The sequence below is a fragment of the Dyella sp. 05T440 genome (assembly GCF_056395965.1).
The window spans coordinates 434,509-451,061 of sequence record NZ_JBFTKN010000002.1 but is presented as its reverse complement, the minus strand read 5'-3'; the positions used below and the strand labels follow the sequence as shown (position 1 = coordinate 451,061).

Annotated in this window: 13 protein-coding genes; 4 read left to right on the top strand and 9 right to left on the bottom strand. The window is 64.4% G+C overall.

All coding sequences use genetic code 11. The annotated features are described in order from the left end of the window. Positions 1 to 79 precede the first annotated feature (79 nt). The 6 genes from phoU to rnt form a co-directional block, all read right to left on the bottom strand. On the bottom strand, positions 80 to 814 hold the full coding sequence (phoU, locus tag AC1DE1_RS03825) for a phosphate signaling complex protein PhoU (protein WP_121879212.1): 735 nt from the start codon (positions 812 to 814) through the stop codon (positions 80 to 82). A gap of 91 nt (positions 815 to 905) precedes the next feature. Continuing rightward, a complete protein-coding gene (pstB, locus tag AC1DE1_RS03820) occupies positions 906 to 1,721 on the bottom strand; it encodes a phosphate ABC transporter ATP-binding protein PstB (RefSeq protein ID WP_121879214.1) in 816 nt (271 codons plus the stop codon). After that, complete coding sequence (gene pstA, locus AC1DE1_RS03815; RefSeq protein WP_441603516.1) at positions 1,714 to 2,589, bottom strand: phosphate ABC transporter permease PstA; 876 nt, start codon at positions 2,587 to 2,589, stop codon at positions 1,714 to 1,716. The genes pstB and pstA overlap by 8 nt, the downstream gene beginning before the upstream one ends. Continuing rightward, complete coding sequence (pstC, locus tag AC1DE1_RS03810) at positions 2,589 to 3,608, bottom strand: phosphate ABC transporter permease subunit PstC (protein WP_441603515.1); 1,020 nt, start codon at positions 3,606 to 3,608, stop codon at positions 2,589 to 2,591. The genes pstA and pstC overlap by 1 nt, the downstream gene beginning before the upstream one ends. Before the next feature lie 181 nt (positions 3,609 to 3,789). After that, a complete protein-coding gene (pstS, locus tag AC1DE1_RS03805) occupies positions 3,790 to 4,824 on the bottom strand; it encodes a phosphate ABC transporter substrate-binding protein PstS (RefSeq protein WP_477163853.1) in 1,035 nt (344 codons plus the stop codon). A gap of 184 nt (positions 4,825 to 5,008) precedes the next feature. Further along, positions 5,009 to 5,668: a ribonuclease T gene (gene rnt / locus AC1DE1_RS03800; protein ID WP_046970448.1), complete on the bottom strand. Its 660-nt coding sequence runs from the start codon at positions 5,666 to 5,668 to the stop codon at positions 5,009 to 5,011. 212 nt (positions 5,669 to 5,880) lie between these two features. On the opposite strand from rnt, the gene AC1DE1_RS03795 reads away from it, so the two are divergent. From AC1DE1_RS03795 to AC1DE1_RS03780, 4 genes are all read left to right on the top strand, one after another. Beyond that, positions 5,881 to 7,515 (top strand): hypothetical protein, encoded by a 1,635-nt coding sequence (locus AC1DE1_RS03795; RefSeq protein WP_441603513.1) that lies wholly within the window; start codon positions 5,881 to 5,883, stop codon positions 7,513 to 7,515. 214 nt (positions 7,516 to 7,729) lie between these two features. Further along, positions 7,730 to 8,080, top strand: coding sequence for a hypothetical protein (locus AC1DE1_RS03790; protein WP_441603512.1), 351 nt, complete (start codon positions 7,730 to 7,732; stop codon positions 8,078 to 8,080). A 208-nt stretch (positions 8,081 to 8,288) separates the two neighbouring features. Further along, on the top strand, positions 8,289 to 8,972 hold the full coding sequence (locus AC1DE1_RS03785; protein WP_477175878.1) for a carbonic anhydrase: 684 nt from the start codon (positions 8,289 to 8,291) through the stop codon (positions 8,970 to 8,972). After that, positions 8,935 to 10,497, top strand: a complete 1,563-nt coding sequence (locus tag AC1DE1_RS03780) for a SulP family inorganic anion transporter (RefSeq protein ID WP_477175877.1) — start codon at positions 8,935 to 8,937, stop codon at positions 10,495 to 10,497. Before AC1DE1_RS03785 ends, AC1DE1_RS03780 begins: the two co-directional genes overlap by 38 nt. Positions 10,498 to 10,594: 97 nt before the next feature. Here the strand turns inward: AC1DE1_RS03780 and AC1DE1_RS03775 are convergent, their stop codons facing one another. The 3 genes from AC1DE1_RS03775 to AC1DE1_RS03765 are packed head-to-tail and all read right to left on the bottom strand — an operon-like array spanning position 10,595 to position 16,494. Next, positions 10,595 to 12,079: an efflux transporter outer membrane subunit gene (locus AC1DE1_RS03775; RefSeq protein WP_477175876.1), complete on the bottom strand. Its 1,485-nt coding sequence runs from the start codon at positions 12,077 to 12,079 to the stop codon at positions 10,595 to 10,597. A gap of 4 nt (positions 12,080 to 12,083) precedes the next feature. Further along, positions 12,084 to 13,265 (bottom strand): efflux RND transporter periplasmic adaptor subunit, encoded by a 1,182-nt coding sequence (locus tag AC1DE1_RS03770; protein ID WP_477175875.1) that lies wholly within the window; start codon positions 13,263 to 13,265, stop codon positions 12,084 to 12,086. Continuing rightward, positions 13,255 to 16,494 (bottom strand): efflux RND transporter permease subunit, encoded by a 3,240-nt coding sequence (locus AC1DE1_RS03765; RefSeq protein WP_477175874.1) that lies wholly within the window; start codon positions 16,492 to 16,494, stop codon positions 13,255 to 13,257. The genes AC1DE1_RS03770 and AC1DE1_RS03765 overlap by 11 nt, the downstream gene beginning before the upstream one ends. Positions 16,495 to 16,553: the final 59 nt, after the last annotated feature.

Here is a 16,553-nt window from a genome sequence, read left to right as displayed (position 1 = left end):
CGCACCCTGTGCGCGACTGCCGGTCGGCGAACCGAGGCAGTCGCGCACAGGGTGCGCTCCCACAGCACAGCTCGTTGCCTTACTCGGGCTTGTTGCCCAGCTTGGTCAGCTCAGGATTGGAGGTGAAGTCGCGCTTGGCGCGCTGCGCCGTGAGCGGCTCGCCATTGACCTGATACCAGATGCTCTCGGCGATATTGGTGGCGTGGTCGCCGATGCGCTCGATGTTCTTGGCCATGAACAGCAGGTGCGTGCAGGGCGTGATGTTGCGCGGATCTTCCATCATGTAGGTGAGCAGCTGGCGGAAGTAGCCGGTATAGGCTTCGTCCAGCTCGGCATCGTCCTTCCACACCTGGTAGGCACGCTCGGCATCGCGGTCGCGGTAGGCGATCAACACGTCGCGCACTTCCTGCGCGGCAAGCTCGGCCAGGTAGCCGAGGCCATTGGTCGGGCTCACCGGCGCCACCATCGAAAGCGGGATGGAGCGCTTGGCCACGTTGGCGGCGTAATCGCCGATGCGCTCGATGTCGGCGGCGATGCGCAGCGCGGCGAACACGTTGCGCAGGTCGCCGGCGATCGGCGCGCGCAGCGCGAGCAGGCGCACCACGTCGTGGCTGATTTCCTGTTCGAGCAGGTCGATGGCGTCGTCGTTGTTGACCACGTGCTGCGCAGCGCGCTCGTCACGGCGGTCGATCACGTCGATGGCGGCTTCCAGCTGGCTCACGGCAAGCTCGCCCATGCGGACGATTTCGCCGGTGAGACGGGTCAGCTCGTCGTCGTAGCTCTTGATGATGTGTTCTTTGCTGCTGCCGCTCATTTGGATTCTCTTGTGAGTCCAGTAGGGGAGGGTGAGGTTTCGTGACCCCTCACCCCAGCCCTCTCCCCGGAGGGGAGAGGGAGCATAACGGTTAGCCGAAGCGACCGGTGATGTAATCCTCGGTCTGCTTCTTGCCCGGCTTGGTGAAGATCTGTTCGGTGCGGTCGAATTCGATCAGCTCGCCCAGGTACATGAAGGCGGTGAGGTCCGAGCAACGGGCCGCCTGCTGCATGTTGTGGGTGACGATGACGATGGTGTACTCGCTCTTGAGTTCTTCCACCAGCTGCTCGATGCGGCCGGTGGCGATCGGGTCGAGCGCCGAGGTCGGCTCGTCCAGCAACAGCACTTCAGGCTTCAGCGCGATGCCACGCGCGATACACAGGCGCTGCTGCTGGCCGCCGGAGAGGCCGAGCGCGCTCTGCTTGAGCTTGTCCTTCACCTCGTCCCACAGCGCGGCGCTGCGCAGCGCCTGTTCGACGCGGATGTCCATGTCGGCGCGCGAGAGCTTTTCGTGGTGGCGGATGCCGTAGGCCACGTTCTCGAAGATGGTCATCGGAAACGGCACCGGCTTCTGGAACACCATGCCGACCTTGCTGCGCAGGCGGTTCATCGAATAACGCGAATCGAGGATGTTCTCCTCGTCCAGCACGATCTCGCCCTTGGCCTCGAGCTTGGGGTAGATCGCATAGATGCGGTTGAAGATGCGCAGCAGCGTGGACTTGCCGCAACCGGAGGGGCCGATGATGGCCGTGACCTTCTTCTCCGGGATGTCCATGTTGATGCCTTTCAGCGCATGGAAACCGTTGTAGTAGAAGTGCAGGTCGCGCACCTTGATCTTGGTCGGCGCAAGCGGAGCGTGCGTGGCCGCGGACTGCGGGTGGATGCCGGCGGCGGCGGACTCAGTCATGGGACACCTTGTTGCGGGAAAGGACCAGACGGGAGGCAAGACTCAGCAAAAGCACGAACATGGTGAGCACGAAGGCACCGGCCCAGGCGATGGCGTGCAGGCCTTCACCCGGGTCGTTGGCGTACTGGTAGATCACCTGCGGCAGGCTGGACATCTTGTCCGACGGGTTGAAGGTCAGATAGTTGTTGCCGAACGCGGTGAACAGCAGCGGCGCGGTTTCGCCGCTGATGCGCGCCAGCGCGAGCAGCACGCCAGTGATGATGCCCGAGCGTGCGGCGCGGATCAGGATCTGCGTGGTCAGCTTCCACTGCGGAATGCCCAGCGACAGCGAGGCCTCGCGCAGGGTGGAAGGCACCAGGCGCAGCATTTCATCGGAGGTGCGCACGATCACCGGCAGGGCGATCAGCGCCAGCGCAATGCCGCCGGCCCAGCCGGAGAAGGTGGTGGAACCGTCGGTGAGCGCCGTGCTCGGCAGCACCACGATGGTGTACACGAACAGGCCCAGCACAATCGATGGCGCCGACAGCAGGATGTCGTTGAGGAAGCGGATCGACTCGCCCAGCTTGGTGCCGCTGGCGTACTCGGCCAGCCATGCGCCGGCGAGCACGCCGATCGGCGTGGCGATGACGATGCCGATCATGTTCACCGTCAGGCTGCCGACCATGGCGTTGAGCAGGCCGCCATCCTCGCCATAGGCGGTGATCTTGGTGAACAGCTGCGGGCGCAGCGCACCGATGCCCTGGCGCAGCGTTTCCCACAGGATCCACGCCAGGAAGATCAGGCCGATCAGCGTAGCCACCACGCTGAGTGACAGCGCGATGATGTTCTTGATGCGGCGCTGCGTGTAGAGACTCGAACCGGTGGCCATCAGCGACCCTCCTTATGGGCCATCTGTCGCAGCATCCAGCGCGCAATCAGCAGCACGATGAAGGTCACCACGAACAGCAGGAAGGCCAGCGCCATCAGCGTGGACTTCTGCAGGCCCGCAGCCTCGCTGAACTGGTTGGCGATGGTGGAAGCGATGGACGCGCCCGGATCGAGAATCGACGGCGACAGTTTCATCGCATTGCCGAGTACGAAGGTCACCGCCATCGTCTCGCCCAGCGCGCGGCCCAGGCCGAGGAAGATGCCGCCGATCACCGCCGAACGCGTGTACGGCAGCACGATGTCCCAGGACACTTCCCAGGTGCTCGAACCCAGCGCATACGCCGATTCCTTCAGGCGCGAGGGCACCGTCTGGAACACTTCGCGCATCACCGAGGAAATGAACGGGATGATCATCACCGCCAGCACGATGCCCGCGGTGAGGATGCTGGCGCCAAAGGGGTAGTCGCTGCCGAACAGCTTGCCGACGAAGGGCACGTGCTGCGCCACCCACGACAGCTTGCCGTCGTCGGGCTTGTCGCCGAGGTAGTTGGTCAACCACGGCTTGATATGGTCGGCGAAGAAGGGCGCAAAGATGAACAAGCCCCACATGCCGTAGATGATCGAAGGGATGCCGGCCAGCAGTTCGATGGCCGAGGCCACCGGCGTGCGCAGCCACGGCGGCGCCACTTCGGAAAGATAGAGCGCGATGCCGAAACTCACCGGCACGGCAAGCAACAGCGCAATGAACGAGGTGGCGATGGTGCCGTACACCGGCACGAGCGCGCCGTAGGTGTCGGAACTGGGGTCCCACGCATCGCTGACCAGGAAGTGCCAGCCGAACGTGCCGAACGCGTGGCGGCCGCCCCACAGGGTGGCGCCAGCGGCGCCGAGCAGGCAGGCCAGCACCAGCAGGGCGCAGCCCTTGAGCAGCCAGCTGAACAGGCGGTCGTGCAGGGCGTCGCGCTTGGCGCGCGCTTCCTGGGGCACGGAGGAGGCGATGGCGCCTACGTTCGCTTGCATGTGCGGAGGATTCCTCGGCATTCAGGCCAGTCCGGTGGGGGCCGGCTGGTTGATGGATGGCGCTTCCGGGCGCCTTTCAGCAACAGGCCGCCCGAGGTTAGTCGGGCGGCCGTCGTGGTGCGGTCAAGCCATCAGCTTAGGACTCGCCGGTTGCCGTAGCGTGACCGGCGAGACGCCAGCCTCAGTGCTTGTACTCGGTGCTCCAGTAAGCCTCGATCTTCTTGACCAGGGTGTCCGGCAGCGCGACGTAGTCGAGCGAAGCGGCGTCCTTCTGGCCATTCTCGAGCGCCCACTTGAAGAACTCGAACGCCACCTTGGTGTGCTCGGCGTTCTTGGGCTTCTTGTACATCACCACCCAGGTCGTCGCGGTGATCGGCCATGCCTGCGCACCGGAGGCGTTGGTCATGATCACGTTGAAGTCCTTGGCGCTGCCCCAATCGGCCGTGGCAGCGGCAGCGGCGAACGCATCGGCGCTCGGCGCAACGACCTGGCCGGCGGCGTTCTTGAGGTTCACCCAGCTGATCTTGTTCTTCACGGCATAGGCGTATTCGACGTAACCGATCGAACCGACGATCTGCTTGACGTACTGCGAAACGCCCTCGTTGCCCTTGCCGCCCACGCCGGTCGGCCACTCAACCGCCGTGCCGAACTTGACCTTGCTGGCCCAGTCGGTGCTGACCTTGGACAGGTAGTTGGTGAAGTTGAACGAGGTGCCCGAACCATCCGAGCGATGCACGACGGTGATCTTCTTGGAGGGCAGGTTGACGCCAGCGTTCATCGCGGCGATGCGCGGGTCGTTCCACATGGTGATCTTGCCGAGGAAGATGTCGGCGAGGGTGGTGCCGTCCAGCTTGACCTGGCCCGCTTCGATGCCCGGGATGTTCACCACCGGCACGATGCCGCCCACCACGACCGGGAACTGGCCCAGGCCGAACTGTGCGAGGTCTTCAGCCTTCACCGGAGCATCGGTGGCGCCGAAGTCGATGGTGCCTTCCTTGATCTGCGCCACGCCGGCGCCCGAGCCGACGGACTGATAGTTGAGCTTGTTGCCGGTCTTTTCGGCGTAGCCCGCGGACCACTTCGAAAGCACCGGGTAGACGAAGCTCGAGCCAGCGCCGGTGATGTCGGTCGCCTGCGCGCCCATGGCAAACAGCGAGGCCGTCGCGAACACCGCGGCCGTGCCGATGCGAGTCAGAGATTTGGTTGAGATCAACACGGTTGCTCCTTAGCGATAAGGGTTTCGGGGGATTCCCGCCCGCCGTTATTTCATGCGCGCCGTGTTGCAATGAAATGAGCTCAATGTTTCAGCGATATGACAACTTGCAGGGAATTGTCATATGGCACTGATAACGCAGGGGATTAAATCGTCGCCCGAAATCCGAGCGAGTCCCCTGGTGCCTTCACATCGACTCGATGCCGATCTGGTCCCGCTCGAACTCCTCCAACCGGCGCCAGCGGTTGACGATGGTGCAGAACAACTCCGCCGTCCGCTCCGCGTCATAAATGGCCGAATGCGCCTCACGCGTATCGAAGGGAATGCCTGCGGCCTGCACGGCTTTGCTCAGCACCGTCTGGCCGAAGGCAAGCCCACTCAGCGTGGCGGTGTCGAAGCAGCTGAAAGGGTGGAACGGGTTGCGCTTGTGGGCGACGCGGCGCACGGCCGCATTGAGAAAACCCAGGTCGAACGCGGCGTTGTGACCCACCAGCACGGCGCGCTGGCAATCCATGTCGCGCATGGCGTCGCGGATCGGCTTGAACACATGGTCCAGCGCCAGGCGCTCGTCCAGTGCACCGCGCAGCGGGTTGTCCGGGTCGATGCCGGTGATCTCCAGCGCGCGCGGGTCGATATTGGCGCCGGGGAAGGGGTGGACGTGTGCCGAGACCGCCGGCATGGGCTGCAGATAGCCCTCGGGGGTCATGCGCAATATGACAGCGGCGATTTCCAGCAGCGCATCGCGCTCGGCATCGAAGCCGCCGGTTTCAACGTCCACGATGACCGGCAAGAAGCCGCGAAACCGCTCGGCCATGCGGCCCGCCATGCTGTTATTGAGCTTATCCATCGCCTAAGCATATCAGCCGGGGCGGCGACCCCAAGTCCACTGCGGCGTTGGGCGGACGATCCGTACGTGCGCGAACGCATGTCTCCGTTCTGTCACATAACGTCCATGTAACGGTAAAGCCCGAAGCCCATCCTGCCCACCGAACCTGCTTGGACGGCCGGAGATCGAAGGGGGCGGTCCAGGTGATTCTTACCTACATGCGGAGATATTCCATGCGTTCCAAGTTGCTCGCGGTGGCCATTGCTGCCGGTTTGGGCGTTACCAGCTTCCACGTCATGGCCGACCCGGCCGGCGCCAGCACCAAGACCAGCACCCAGTCGACGCAGAACGCCGAGATCGAAGCGCTGAAGGCCCAGCTGCAGGCCCTGCAGGCCAAGGTCGTCGAGCTCGAGCAGCGCACTGACGCGCAGTCCGATATCAACGTGTCGACCGGCCAGGCTGTGGAGCAGGTGCAGAAGCAGGTCGCCACGACCGACGCGACGGTCAAGAAGTCGCAGGACAAGATCGCTTACAAGGGCGTGAACATCACGCTCGGCGGCTTCCTCGCTGCCGAAACGATCTACCGTTCGGCCAACGAAGGCGCGGACATCGCATCGAACTACAGCTCGATGCCGTACAAGAACGTGCAGACCGCGCACATGAACGAGTTCCGCATGACCGCCCGCCAGAGCCGCCTCTCGGCCCTGGCCCAGGGTGACGTGGATCCGACCACGCATCTGGCCGGCTACATCGAACTGGACTTCCTGGGCGGCGCCCAGACCGCGAACTCGAACGAGAGCAACTCGTTCAACCCGCGTATCCGCAACGTGTACCTGACGTCCGATTGGGACACCTCGGGCCTGCACCTGCTGGCCGGCCAGAACTGGTCGCTGCTGACGCTCAACAGCAAGGGCATCATGCCGCGCGGCGAGCAGATGCCGCCGCAGATCGACGCGCAGTACATCCCGGGCTTCACCTGGGCACGTCAGGCGCAGATCCGCCTGGTCAAGGATTGGGACAAGAAGTACTGGCTGGGCGTCTCCATCGAGAACCCGCAGACCACGTTCTATTCGAGCCCGAACCAGGCCAAGGCGCCGGTGCAGCAGACGGCTTACAACATGACCGCGGGTTCGGGTTTCGACTCGGCCAACACGCTGTCGCTCAACCACATCCCCGATGTGGTGGTGAAGTTCGCGGCTGACCCGGGTTTCGGTCACTACGAGCTGTTCGGCCTCGGCCGCGCCTTCTACAACCGTTATGCCGTCAACGGCAGCTACCAGAACCACAACACCTACGGCGGTGGCTGGGGTCTGGGCGTGATCCTGCCGCTGATCGACAAGACCCTCGACTGGCAGTTCTCCGGCATGTCGGGCAAGGGCATCGGCCGTTACGGCAGCGCCCAGCTCTCCGACGTGACCTTCAGCCCGAACGGCAATCTGGCTCCGATCAAGGAGAACATGATGCTGACCGGTCTGACCTGGCACACCAATCCGGATCTGGACATCTATCTGTTCGGTGGCCGCGAAGCTGCCAGCAAGAAGGACTTCACCGCTTACAACGCGGGCACCGTCGCCCTCGGTTATGGCAACCCGGCTTACAACAACAGCGGTTGCGACATCGCCGGCAACAGCAACTGCGTGGGCAACGCTCGCCAGATCTGGCAGGGCACGGCGGGCTTCTGGTGGAAGTTCTACCAGGGCAAGTTCGGTCGCATGCAGTTCGGCGCACAGTACTCGTACACCCAGAAGGAAGCGTTCCCGGGCCAGGGCTTCATCAATGGCGTGAGCGGTCCGGTTGCCAATGGCCTTGCTTCGCCGAAGGCCACGGAGAACATGTTCTTCACCTCCTTCCGCTACTACCCGTTCTAATCGGATCGGCGGTACGGCTATCGCAAGGGAGTTCTACCCAGGGATGGACAAACGGCGGGCTCTGGCCCGCCGTTTTTTCTTTTTGCGGCCGGGTGTTTCTGCGCGATGACAGCGCCCGGCGAAAATGAATGTTTGCTGGCGCATGCAAGAAAATGCGCGATGGAGTTCTCGCAAGGTCTTGCGATTTTCATGCGCTTTCCGATAACGTCGCGGCATGACTTCGCGTCTCCACCGCTCTCGTTTCGCCGCGTTTCTGGCGTGTTTGTTCGGCCTGCTATTGCTGGTCGGCACGCCTGTTCGTCCGGCGCAGCTGTCACCGGCATCGTCGGCTGACAAGGCGCTGGCCACGCTGGTCACGGCCGACGATGTCGCCGATAGCGCGGCCGACGACAGCGAGCACGGCTCGCTGGAAGACAACACCAGCAGCGGCATGGACGACATCCTCCATCCCTTTGATGTGGCTTACCTGTGGGCGCCCATGCCCCACCATGCTCCACGCTCGCTGCACGATGAGCTGAGCCCGCACGACCCCGCGCGACTGCTGCGCCCACCCGAAGTCGCCTGAATCGCGTCCGCTGAAGCGGCGCGTTCTCATCGCGTGCATGGCTTAGGCCTGCCGCCTCCCATGGTCCCGTCAGTGAACTGACCCGCTAGCGCGGCGCGCCCGTCGTGCCTGTGCTTGGCGTCGGCCATCTGTTCTCTTTTTTTCGTCGCCTCCTCTGGCGCGCGTTGCGCCGTGGGCGTCGTACCCGATTCTTGTCTGGAGTATTCGCATGAAGCGTTTGATCGAAGGTTTCGAACAGTTCCGCAACGAGGTTTTTCCCGCGCAGCGCGAAGTGTTCCGGAAGCTGGCGGCGGGGCAGAGTCCCAGCACCATGTTCATCACCTGCGCCGACTCGCGTGTGATGCCGGAACTGATGTTTTCTGCGCAGCCTGGCGAGCTGTTCGTGTATCGCAATATCGGCAACATCGTGCCGCCGTATGCGCAGCACGTGAGCGGCGTGGTGGCGGCGATCGAGTATGCGGTGAAGGTGCTCAAGGTCAGCCACATCGTGATCTGCGGCCATTCCGACTGCGGCGCGATGAAGGCGTTGCAACATCCCGAGCTGGTGCAGGACATGCCGTCGGTCGCGGCATGGATGAAACATGCGGATGTTGCGCGTTACGTGGTAGATCAGAACGGACCGGGCCTGCAGGGCTCGGAAGGTCTGCGTCGCCTCACCGAAGAAAACGTGGTGGGCCAGCTCGAACACCTGCGTACGCTGCCCACCGTGGCGGCCGCCATGGCCAGCGGACAACTGCGCATCCACGGCTGGGTGTATGACATCGAGCATGCCGGTTTGAAGGGCTTTGATGCACTTGAGGGTCGCTTCGTGCAGATCGAGCCCGGCACGGCGGGCTTTCCGGAAGCGACGCCGCATGCGCGCTTCGCTGTGCCTGCGGCGTCGGCTGCCTGAGGACGTCGTCGTGATCAGCAACTACTTCAAGCAGGGACTGTTCGGGCGTGACCTGCTCGGTTCCATCGTGGTGTTCCTGGTGGCCTTGCCCTTGTGCATGGGTATCGCCATCGCCTCGGGCATGCCGCCAGCAGCGGGACTCATCACCGGCATCGTCGGCGGCATCATCGTGGGCGCCGTCGCCGGCTCACCATTGCAGGTGAGTGGACCGGCGGCGGGCCTTGCCGTGCTCGTGTTCGAACTGGTGCGCGCTTATGGCGTAGCCGCCTTGGGCCCGGTCGTACTGCTGGCCGGCATGATCCAGATCGCGGCCGGCTTGTGTCGCGTCGGCGTGTGGTTCCGCATGTGTTCGCCGGCCGTGGTGGCGGGCATGTTGTCGGGTATCGGTGTGTTGATCGTGGCCTCGCAGCTGCATGTGCTGATGGATGGCTTGCCCAAGGCGCGAGGCCTGGAGAACTTCGCCGCGTTGCCGGGCGCAGTGATCGACGCGGTGCAAGGCGAGGTGGGCAGCCTGTCCGCACTGGGCGTCGGTGTGGCCACCATTGCGATCATGCTGGGCTGGGAGAAATTGCGACCGGCGAAACTGCGCTTCGTGCCCGGCGCCTTGCTGGCAGTGGTTGCGTTGACGGCGGCCGTGCAGTTCGCGGGCCTGGCGGTGAAAACGGTGGATGTGCCGTCGAACCTGATGGCCGCTGTATCGATGCCAACGTTGAGCAGTCTCTCCAGCCTGCTGGAACCGTCGCTGCTGATCGCCGCACTGACGTTCGCCTTCATCGCCAGTGCCGAGACATTGTTGTCTGCGGCGGCGGTCGATCGCATGCACGACGGCGCCCGCACCAGGTACGACCGCGAGCTCACCGCTCAAGGCATCGGCAATACCATCTGCGGCTTGTTCGGCGCATTGCCGATGACGGGCGTGATCGTGCGCAGCGCGGCGAATGTGCAGGCCGGTTCGGCCACGCGCATGGCGACCATCCTGCACGGCAGCTGGCTACTCGTGTTTGCCATGCTGCTGCCATGGTTGATGCGCATGACGCCGGTAGCCTGCCTGGCCGGCATCCTGGTCTACACCGGCGTCAAGATGGTGAACTTCAAGCAGGTGACCTCGCTGGCGCAGTACGGCAAGGGCACCGCATGGATTTACGTCGCAACCACCGTGGCCATTGTCGCCACCGATCTGCTGGCCGGCGTGCTGATCGGCTTCGCTTTGTCGCTGTTCCGCCTCGCGCTGCATTCGTCGCGACTCAAGGTGGGCCTGCATCATCACGACGAACCAGGCATGGCATCGCTGCGCCTGGAAGGTTCGGCGACGTTTCTGCGCGTGCCGTCGGTGGCGCGTACCTTGGAAAGCGTGCCGCCGAACACGCGCCTGCAACTGCAGGTGGATCGACTGCATCACGTCGATCAGGCATGCCTGGAATTGCTGCGCGAATGGAGCAGGAACGCGTCGGCACGCGGTTGTGAGCTGATTGTGGACTGGCAGCAGCTCAATCAACGCGTCGAAGGCGTACGACGGGCGGCATAGGCTCGCTCGTCATGAAAGGAGCCCTCGTGCCTCCCCTCTCTCCACATGAGGGCTCCTTGGGTCCCCGGGCGGTCGCAACGGAGTAGGTACCGTCGCGTCAGCGGGCCTGGGTCGTGCTGTCGGCCATCGCGTTGGCGGTGGTCGACAGCTGGGCTGCATCCCAGCCGCCGCCAAGCGCGCGGATCAGATCCACGCTGGCCTGCAGACGTCGTGTGCGCACTTGTTCCGCGCTGAGTTCGGCCTGCAGTTCGGCCGTCTGTGCGCTCACCACGTCGAGATAATTCACTGCGCCTTCGCGATAGCGATTGGTCGCGATGGTCTGCGAATCGCCTGCGGCACTGGCGGCATCGTCTTGCTGATGAGCCTCCTTGCCGAGCTGTTGCAGCAGGGTGAGGTTGTCTTCCACTTGCTGGAACGCGTCGAGCACTACGCCGCGGTAAAGGCCCGCCGCCGCATCCAGGTTCGCCTGCGCGGCCTGCACCTTGGAGCGGCGCAGGCCACCATCGAACAGCGTCATCGCCAGATCCGGGCCGAGCGCCCAGTAACGGTTGCCGGCGCTCAACAGATTGCCCATGCCGGTGTCCTGCCAACCCAAGGCAGCGGAAAGACTCAAGCGAGGGAAAAATGCCGCACGCGCCACGCCGATCTCGGCATTGGCGGCAAACACGCGCCGTTCGGCGGCAGCAATATCGGGGCGACGCTCCAGCAATTGCGACGGCACGCCAAGCGGAATCGCGGGCACCTTGATGGGTGCGTTGTCGACCGGCAGCGAGAAGCGCGACGCCGAGTCGCCCACCAACGTGGCGATGGCGTGTTCGGTCAACGCACGTTGCGCCTGCACGTCCGATACCTGTGCCTGGGCATCTGACAGTTGTGTCTTCGCGCGGCTCACATCGAGGCCCGAGGCCACGCCACCCTGGAATCGCCGCTGGGTGAGGTCGAGGCCTTGCTGGTACGCATCCAATGTGTCCGTGAGGATGCGCTCCTGTACGTCGTAGCCGCGCAGCCGCAGGTACAGATCGGCAAGCTGTGCTTCAAGACTCAGCTTCACCGACGCGAGATCGGCTTGCGCTGCGTTCGCGTTCGCCTTGCCGGCAGCCACTTCGTTGCGCACGCGCCCCCAGAGATCGAGCTCGTAACCCAGCCCGAAACCCAAGGTCTCGGCGCTGTATTCGTTGGGTTGGCCGCTGCCGCGCAGCGGACGGTTATTCGACTGACGATTGCGCGAATCGGCGGCCACTACGCCCAACGTGGGATAGAGGTCCGAACGCGCTTCGCCCAGCAGCGCGCGTGCTGCGTCATAGCGCGCCAAGGCGACGGCAAGCGTCGGATTGGAGGCATCGAGTTGCTGCTCCAGGCGATCCAGCGTCGGGTTGGCATACACCGACCACCACGGTCCACGCGCCGCAATGTCGGATGGATGCGCGGGTGACCACAGGCCGTCGGAAGTCTGGCCGGCGTAGCTGCCAGGTACGGTACCGACGTCCGGCTTGGTATAGGCCGGTGCAAGCGAGCAGGCCGGCAACAGCGCCACCAGTGCCAACGGCGCGAGTCGACGCAGGGAAGAGAGCACGGGCATCATGGCTTCACTCCGGCTTGGCTGCGCCGTCATTGTCCACGGCCGCCACTTGCACCAGATCGCCCTGCGTCAGTGAGTCGGACGGATGATTGATCACGCGATCGCCGGGCTTGAGGCCTTTGTCGATGCGCAAGCGGTCGCCGAGATCCATCGCGATGTGGATATCGCGCAGCTGGACCTTGTGGTCGGCGCCCATGACGGCGAGCTGGGGTCCTTGTGCGCGGAAGATCAGAGCGGTTGCCGGCACGGTAAGCACATGGCTGTTGCCAGTCATGGGCAGATGCACTTCGGCATAGGCGCCGGGCAGCAGCTCGCCCTTGCGGTTGTCCACTTCAAACTGCGCCAGCAGCGAGCCGGATGTCTGGCTCACCGCGCCGGAGTTGCCGATCAGGCGCCCGGTAAACTGCTCGCCCGGGTGATCGGGCACGTCCAGTTGCACGTTCATATCCGGGCGAATGGCGTCGGCATAACCCTGCGGCACTTCCACGTAGAGGCGCATGCGCGTGGTGTCCGACACGGTGAACAGGGCCGGCGCGTTCTCGCTGTTGGCGCTGATCAGGTCGCCGATATCGGTGTTGCGTGCGGTCACCGTGCCCGCGAACGGCGCGGTGATGTGCTTGAACGCTTCCAGCGCGGCGATGCGATCGACATCTGCCTGCGCGCCGAGCACGTTGGCCTGCGCAGCTTCGGCTTCGCCGGCTTTTTCGTCGGCTTCCTGCTTGGAGACGGAATTGGACTGGAGCAGGTTCTTCCAGCGTTTGTCGGTGAGCGCGGCCAGTCGTGCATTCGCCTGTGCGCGGGCGAGGTTGGCCTTGGCCTGTTCGAACTGCTGGTCGAGTTCCGGCGTATCGATCTCGGCCAGCGACTGGCCTGCGGCGACCTGGCTGCCGATGTCGTGGCTCCAGCTCTTGAGGTAGCCGCTGACGCGCGCGTGGATGGGCGCGCCGATCCACGCATCCAGACGACCGGGCAGCGTCATGTTCGCTTGCCCGTGGCCTCCCTCCGGGGTGACCAGCTGCACGCTTGGGGTGACCTGGGCGTTCGTCCACTTCACGACGCGGTGGTAGTCATAAGCGCGCACGGAAATGCCGGCGATGGTGGCGAGCAGGGCCAGCGCTAGCCCGATGCGCACGGCGCGGCCGAGCCTGGGCGTGCGCGTGGACGTGCCGATGGTGGCGTCATGCGACATGGATGGGTACTCCAGAGGCGGAATCGGATGCGAGCTGTGTCTGCGTGCGGCCGTGCACGATGCTGAAGATCACAGGGACGAAGAGCAGGGTGGCGAACGTCGCAAACAGCAGACCGCCGATCACGGCGCGGCCCAGCGGCGAGTTCTGTTCGTGCGTCAGCGCCATGGGCAACATGCCGATGATCATCGCCAGCGCGGTCATGCAGACCGGACGAAAGCGCGTGAAGCCGGCTTCGAGCGCGGCCTTCACCGCATCGCCATGTTCGGCCAGGCGCTCGCGACAGAAGCTGACGACGAGGATGGAGTTGGCCGTTGCCACGCCCATGCACATGATGGCGCCGGTCAGCGCCGGAACCGACAACGTGGTGTGCGAGAGGAACAGCACCCACACGATGCCGGCGAGCGCGGCGGGCAGGGCGGTGATGATCACGAACGGATCCAGCCACGACTGGAAGTTCACCACGATCAGCAGATAGATCAGCACGATCGCCCCGACCAGGCCGAACGCCAATCCACCAAAGGCCTCGTTCATGGTGCCCACCTGGCCATGCAGGCTGACCAGCGTGCCCTTGGGACGCGAAGCGGCAAACTGGTCCAGCACCTTCTGCACGTCGCCCGCTACCGCGCCCAGATCGCGATCCTGCACGGCCGCATAGATGTCGAACGACGGCAGGATGTTGTAATGCGAAACCACCGCCGCGCTGGGCACGCGCGTGAACGTGGCCAGTCCGCCCAGCACCTGGCTGGCGCCCTTGCCGGCCGGCGTCACCGGCAGGCCGGCCAGGTCGGCCATGCTGTCCATCTTGTATTGCGGCGTGGCGGCCACGATGGGATAGGACACGCCATTCCTGGGATTGAGCCAGAACGTCGGCGCCACCTGCGAGCTGCCGGCCAGCGAAGCCACCATGCTGTTGGTGACGTCGCGCTCGGTCACGCCCAGGCGGTCGGCGCGGGTGCGGTTCACTGTCACGTTGAGCTGGGGATAGCTGCTGCTCTGCTGCAGACGCACGTCCGCGATGCCGGGCACGCCGCGCAGGCGCTTGAGGATGTCGTTGGCGTACGCTTCATTGGCCTTGAGGTCGCGGCCGGCAATGGAAATATCCAGCGGCGCCGGCGCGCCGAAGTTCAAGATCTGCGAGCTCATGTCGGCCGGGAGGAACGCAAACTGCGTGCCGGGAAATTCGCGCGGCAGCCGCGCACGCAGCTCGCGCACGAAATCGGCGGTCGGCGCGTGGTCTTCTTTCAGCACGACCTGGATGTCGCCATCCTGCGGACCGATGGTGCCGCTGGCGTTGTAGACCATGTTCACGCCCGACAGCGGCAGGCCGATATTGTCGATCACCGTGTCCAGCTGGTCGGCTGGAATGACCTGGCGTATCGCATGTTCGATGCGGTCGAACTCGGCCGCGGTTTCTTCGACCCGCGTGCCCATGGGGGCGCGCACGTGCAGGGCGATGGCGCCGGCATCCACGTCAGGGAAGAAGTCGCGACCAAGCAGGGGCATCAGCGCGAACGATGCGATGACGAAACCAAGAAAGCCGATGACAAAGCGGCGGCGATGGGCAAGCGCCACTGTCAGGGTGGCGTGGTACACGTCACGCGCCTGCGAAAAACGGTGCTCGAAGCGCTGCTGGAATCGAACCATGGAAGCAACGAGCGCACGCCGCCCGCGTCGCGCCGGCTGGTCGCCCTCGTGATGGTTGAGGTAATTGTCCTCCGGGTGATCGCCCGGACCTTTCTCGGTGTGATGGGGTTTGAGCAGGGCCATCGCCAGCGTCGGCACCAGGGTGCGCGAGAGTACGAAGGACGACACCATCGCAAAGATCACCGCCAGCGCCATCGGCCGGAACAGAAAACCCGCGATGCCGTCCAGCAGGAACATCGGCACGAACACGATGCAGATGCACAGCAGGGATACAAAGGCCGGCGTCACGATCTGTCGGGCGCCGTCCATGATTGCCGTGCGGACGTCCTTGCCTTGCTCAAGATGCCAGTTGATGTTTTCGATAGTCACCGTGGCATCGTCAACCAGGATGCCCACTGCCAGCGCGAGTCCGCCCAGCGTCATCACGTTGAGCGTTTGCCCCGTGGCCGAGAGCAGGGCGATGGCCGAGAGGATGGCCAGGGGGATCGACACCGCGATGATCACGGTGGACCGCCAGCTGCCCAGGAAGATCAGGATCATCACCGAGGTAAGCAGGGCCGCGATGACGCCCTCTCGCGCCACCGACGAAATCGCCGCCTTCACAAAGATCGACTGATCGCTGAGCAACGAGACCTTCAGATTGGCAGGCAGCGACTCCAGCACCCGCGGCATCAGCTGCTTGATGCCGGACACCACGGCCAGCGTCGATGCATCGCCCACCTTGAGCGCCGGCATCAGCACGGCGCGCTTGCCATCCACGCGCACCACATTGGTTTGCGGTGCGGCGCCGTCGCGCACGTGGGCCACGTCGCCGATGGTGATGGTGGCGCCATGCACCGTTTTGACCGGCAGCTGATTGAGCTCGTCGACCGCGTCAGGGCTGTTGTTGAGCTGCACGTGGTACTCGGCCATGCCGATCTTGGCCGTGCCGACCGGGATGATCTGGTTCTGCGCGGCCAGCGCGTTACTCACGTCCTGCGCGGACAAACCGTTCGCCGCCAGCGCACGCGGATCAAGATCCAGCGTGACCTGGCGGGCAGCGCCGCCGTAGGGCGTGGGCACGGCGACACCCGGCACCGAGGTGAGCATCGGACGCATCACATTGAGGCCGAGATCGAGGATCTTCGCCTCGGACAGGCTCGTGCTCGACAGCGCCATCTGCAGGATCGGCACGGTGGATGCGTTGTAATTGAGGATCAGGGGCGGCGTGATGCCCGGCGGCATCTGCTTGAGCACCGTCTGCGAAATCGAGGTCACCTGCGCCGTGGCGGTGCGGATGTCCACGCCGGGCTGGAAGAAGATCTTGACGATACCCATGCCGGGCAGCGACTGCGATTCGATGTGCTCGATATTGTTGACCGAGGTGCTGAGCTGGCGTTCGTAGTAATAGACGACGCGGCCGGACATCTGGTCCGGCGGCAGCCCGTTGTAGCTCCACACCACGCTGATCACCGGAATACCGATATTGGGGAAGATATCGGTGGGTGTGCGCAGCGCGGCCAGCGGGCCGGCGATCAGGATAAGCACGGCCAACACGATGAAGGTCAGCGGTCGTGACAGGGCGATTCGGACAAGAGCAAGCATGGACGTTGCAGCCTGGAGGCCTGGGGCCCGACGCTGGCCATGATGGCAAGGCAATCTTG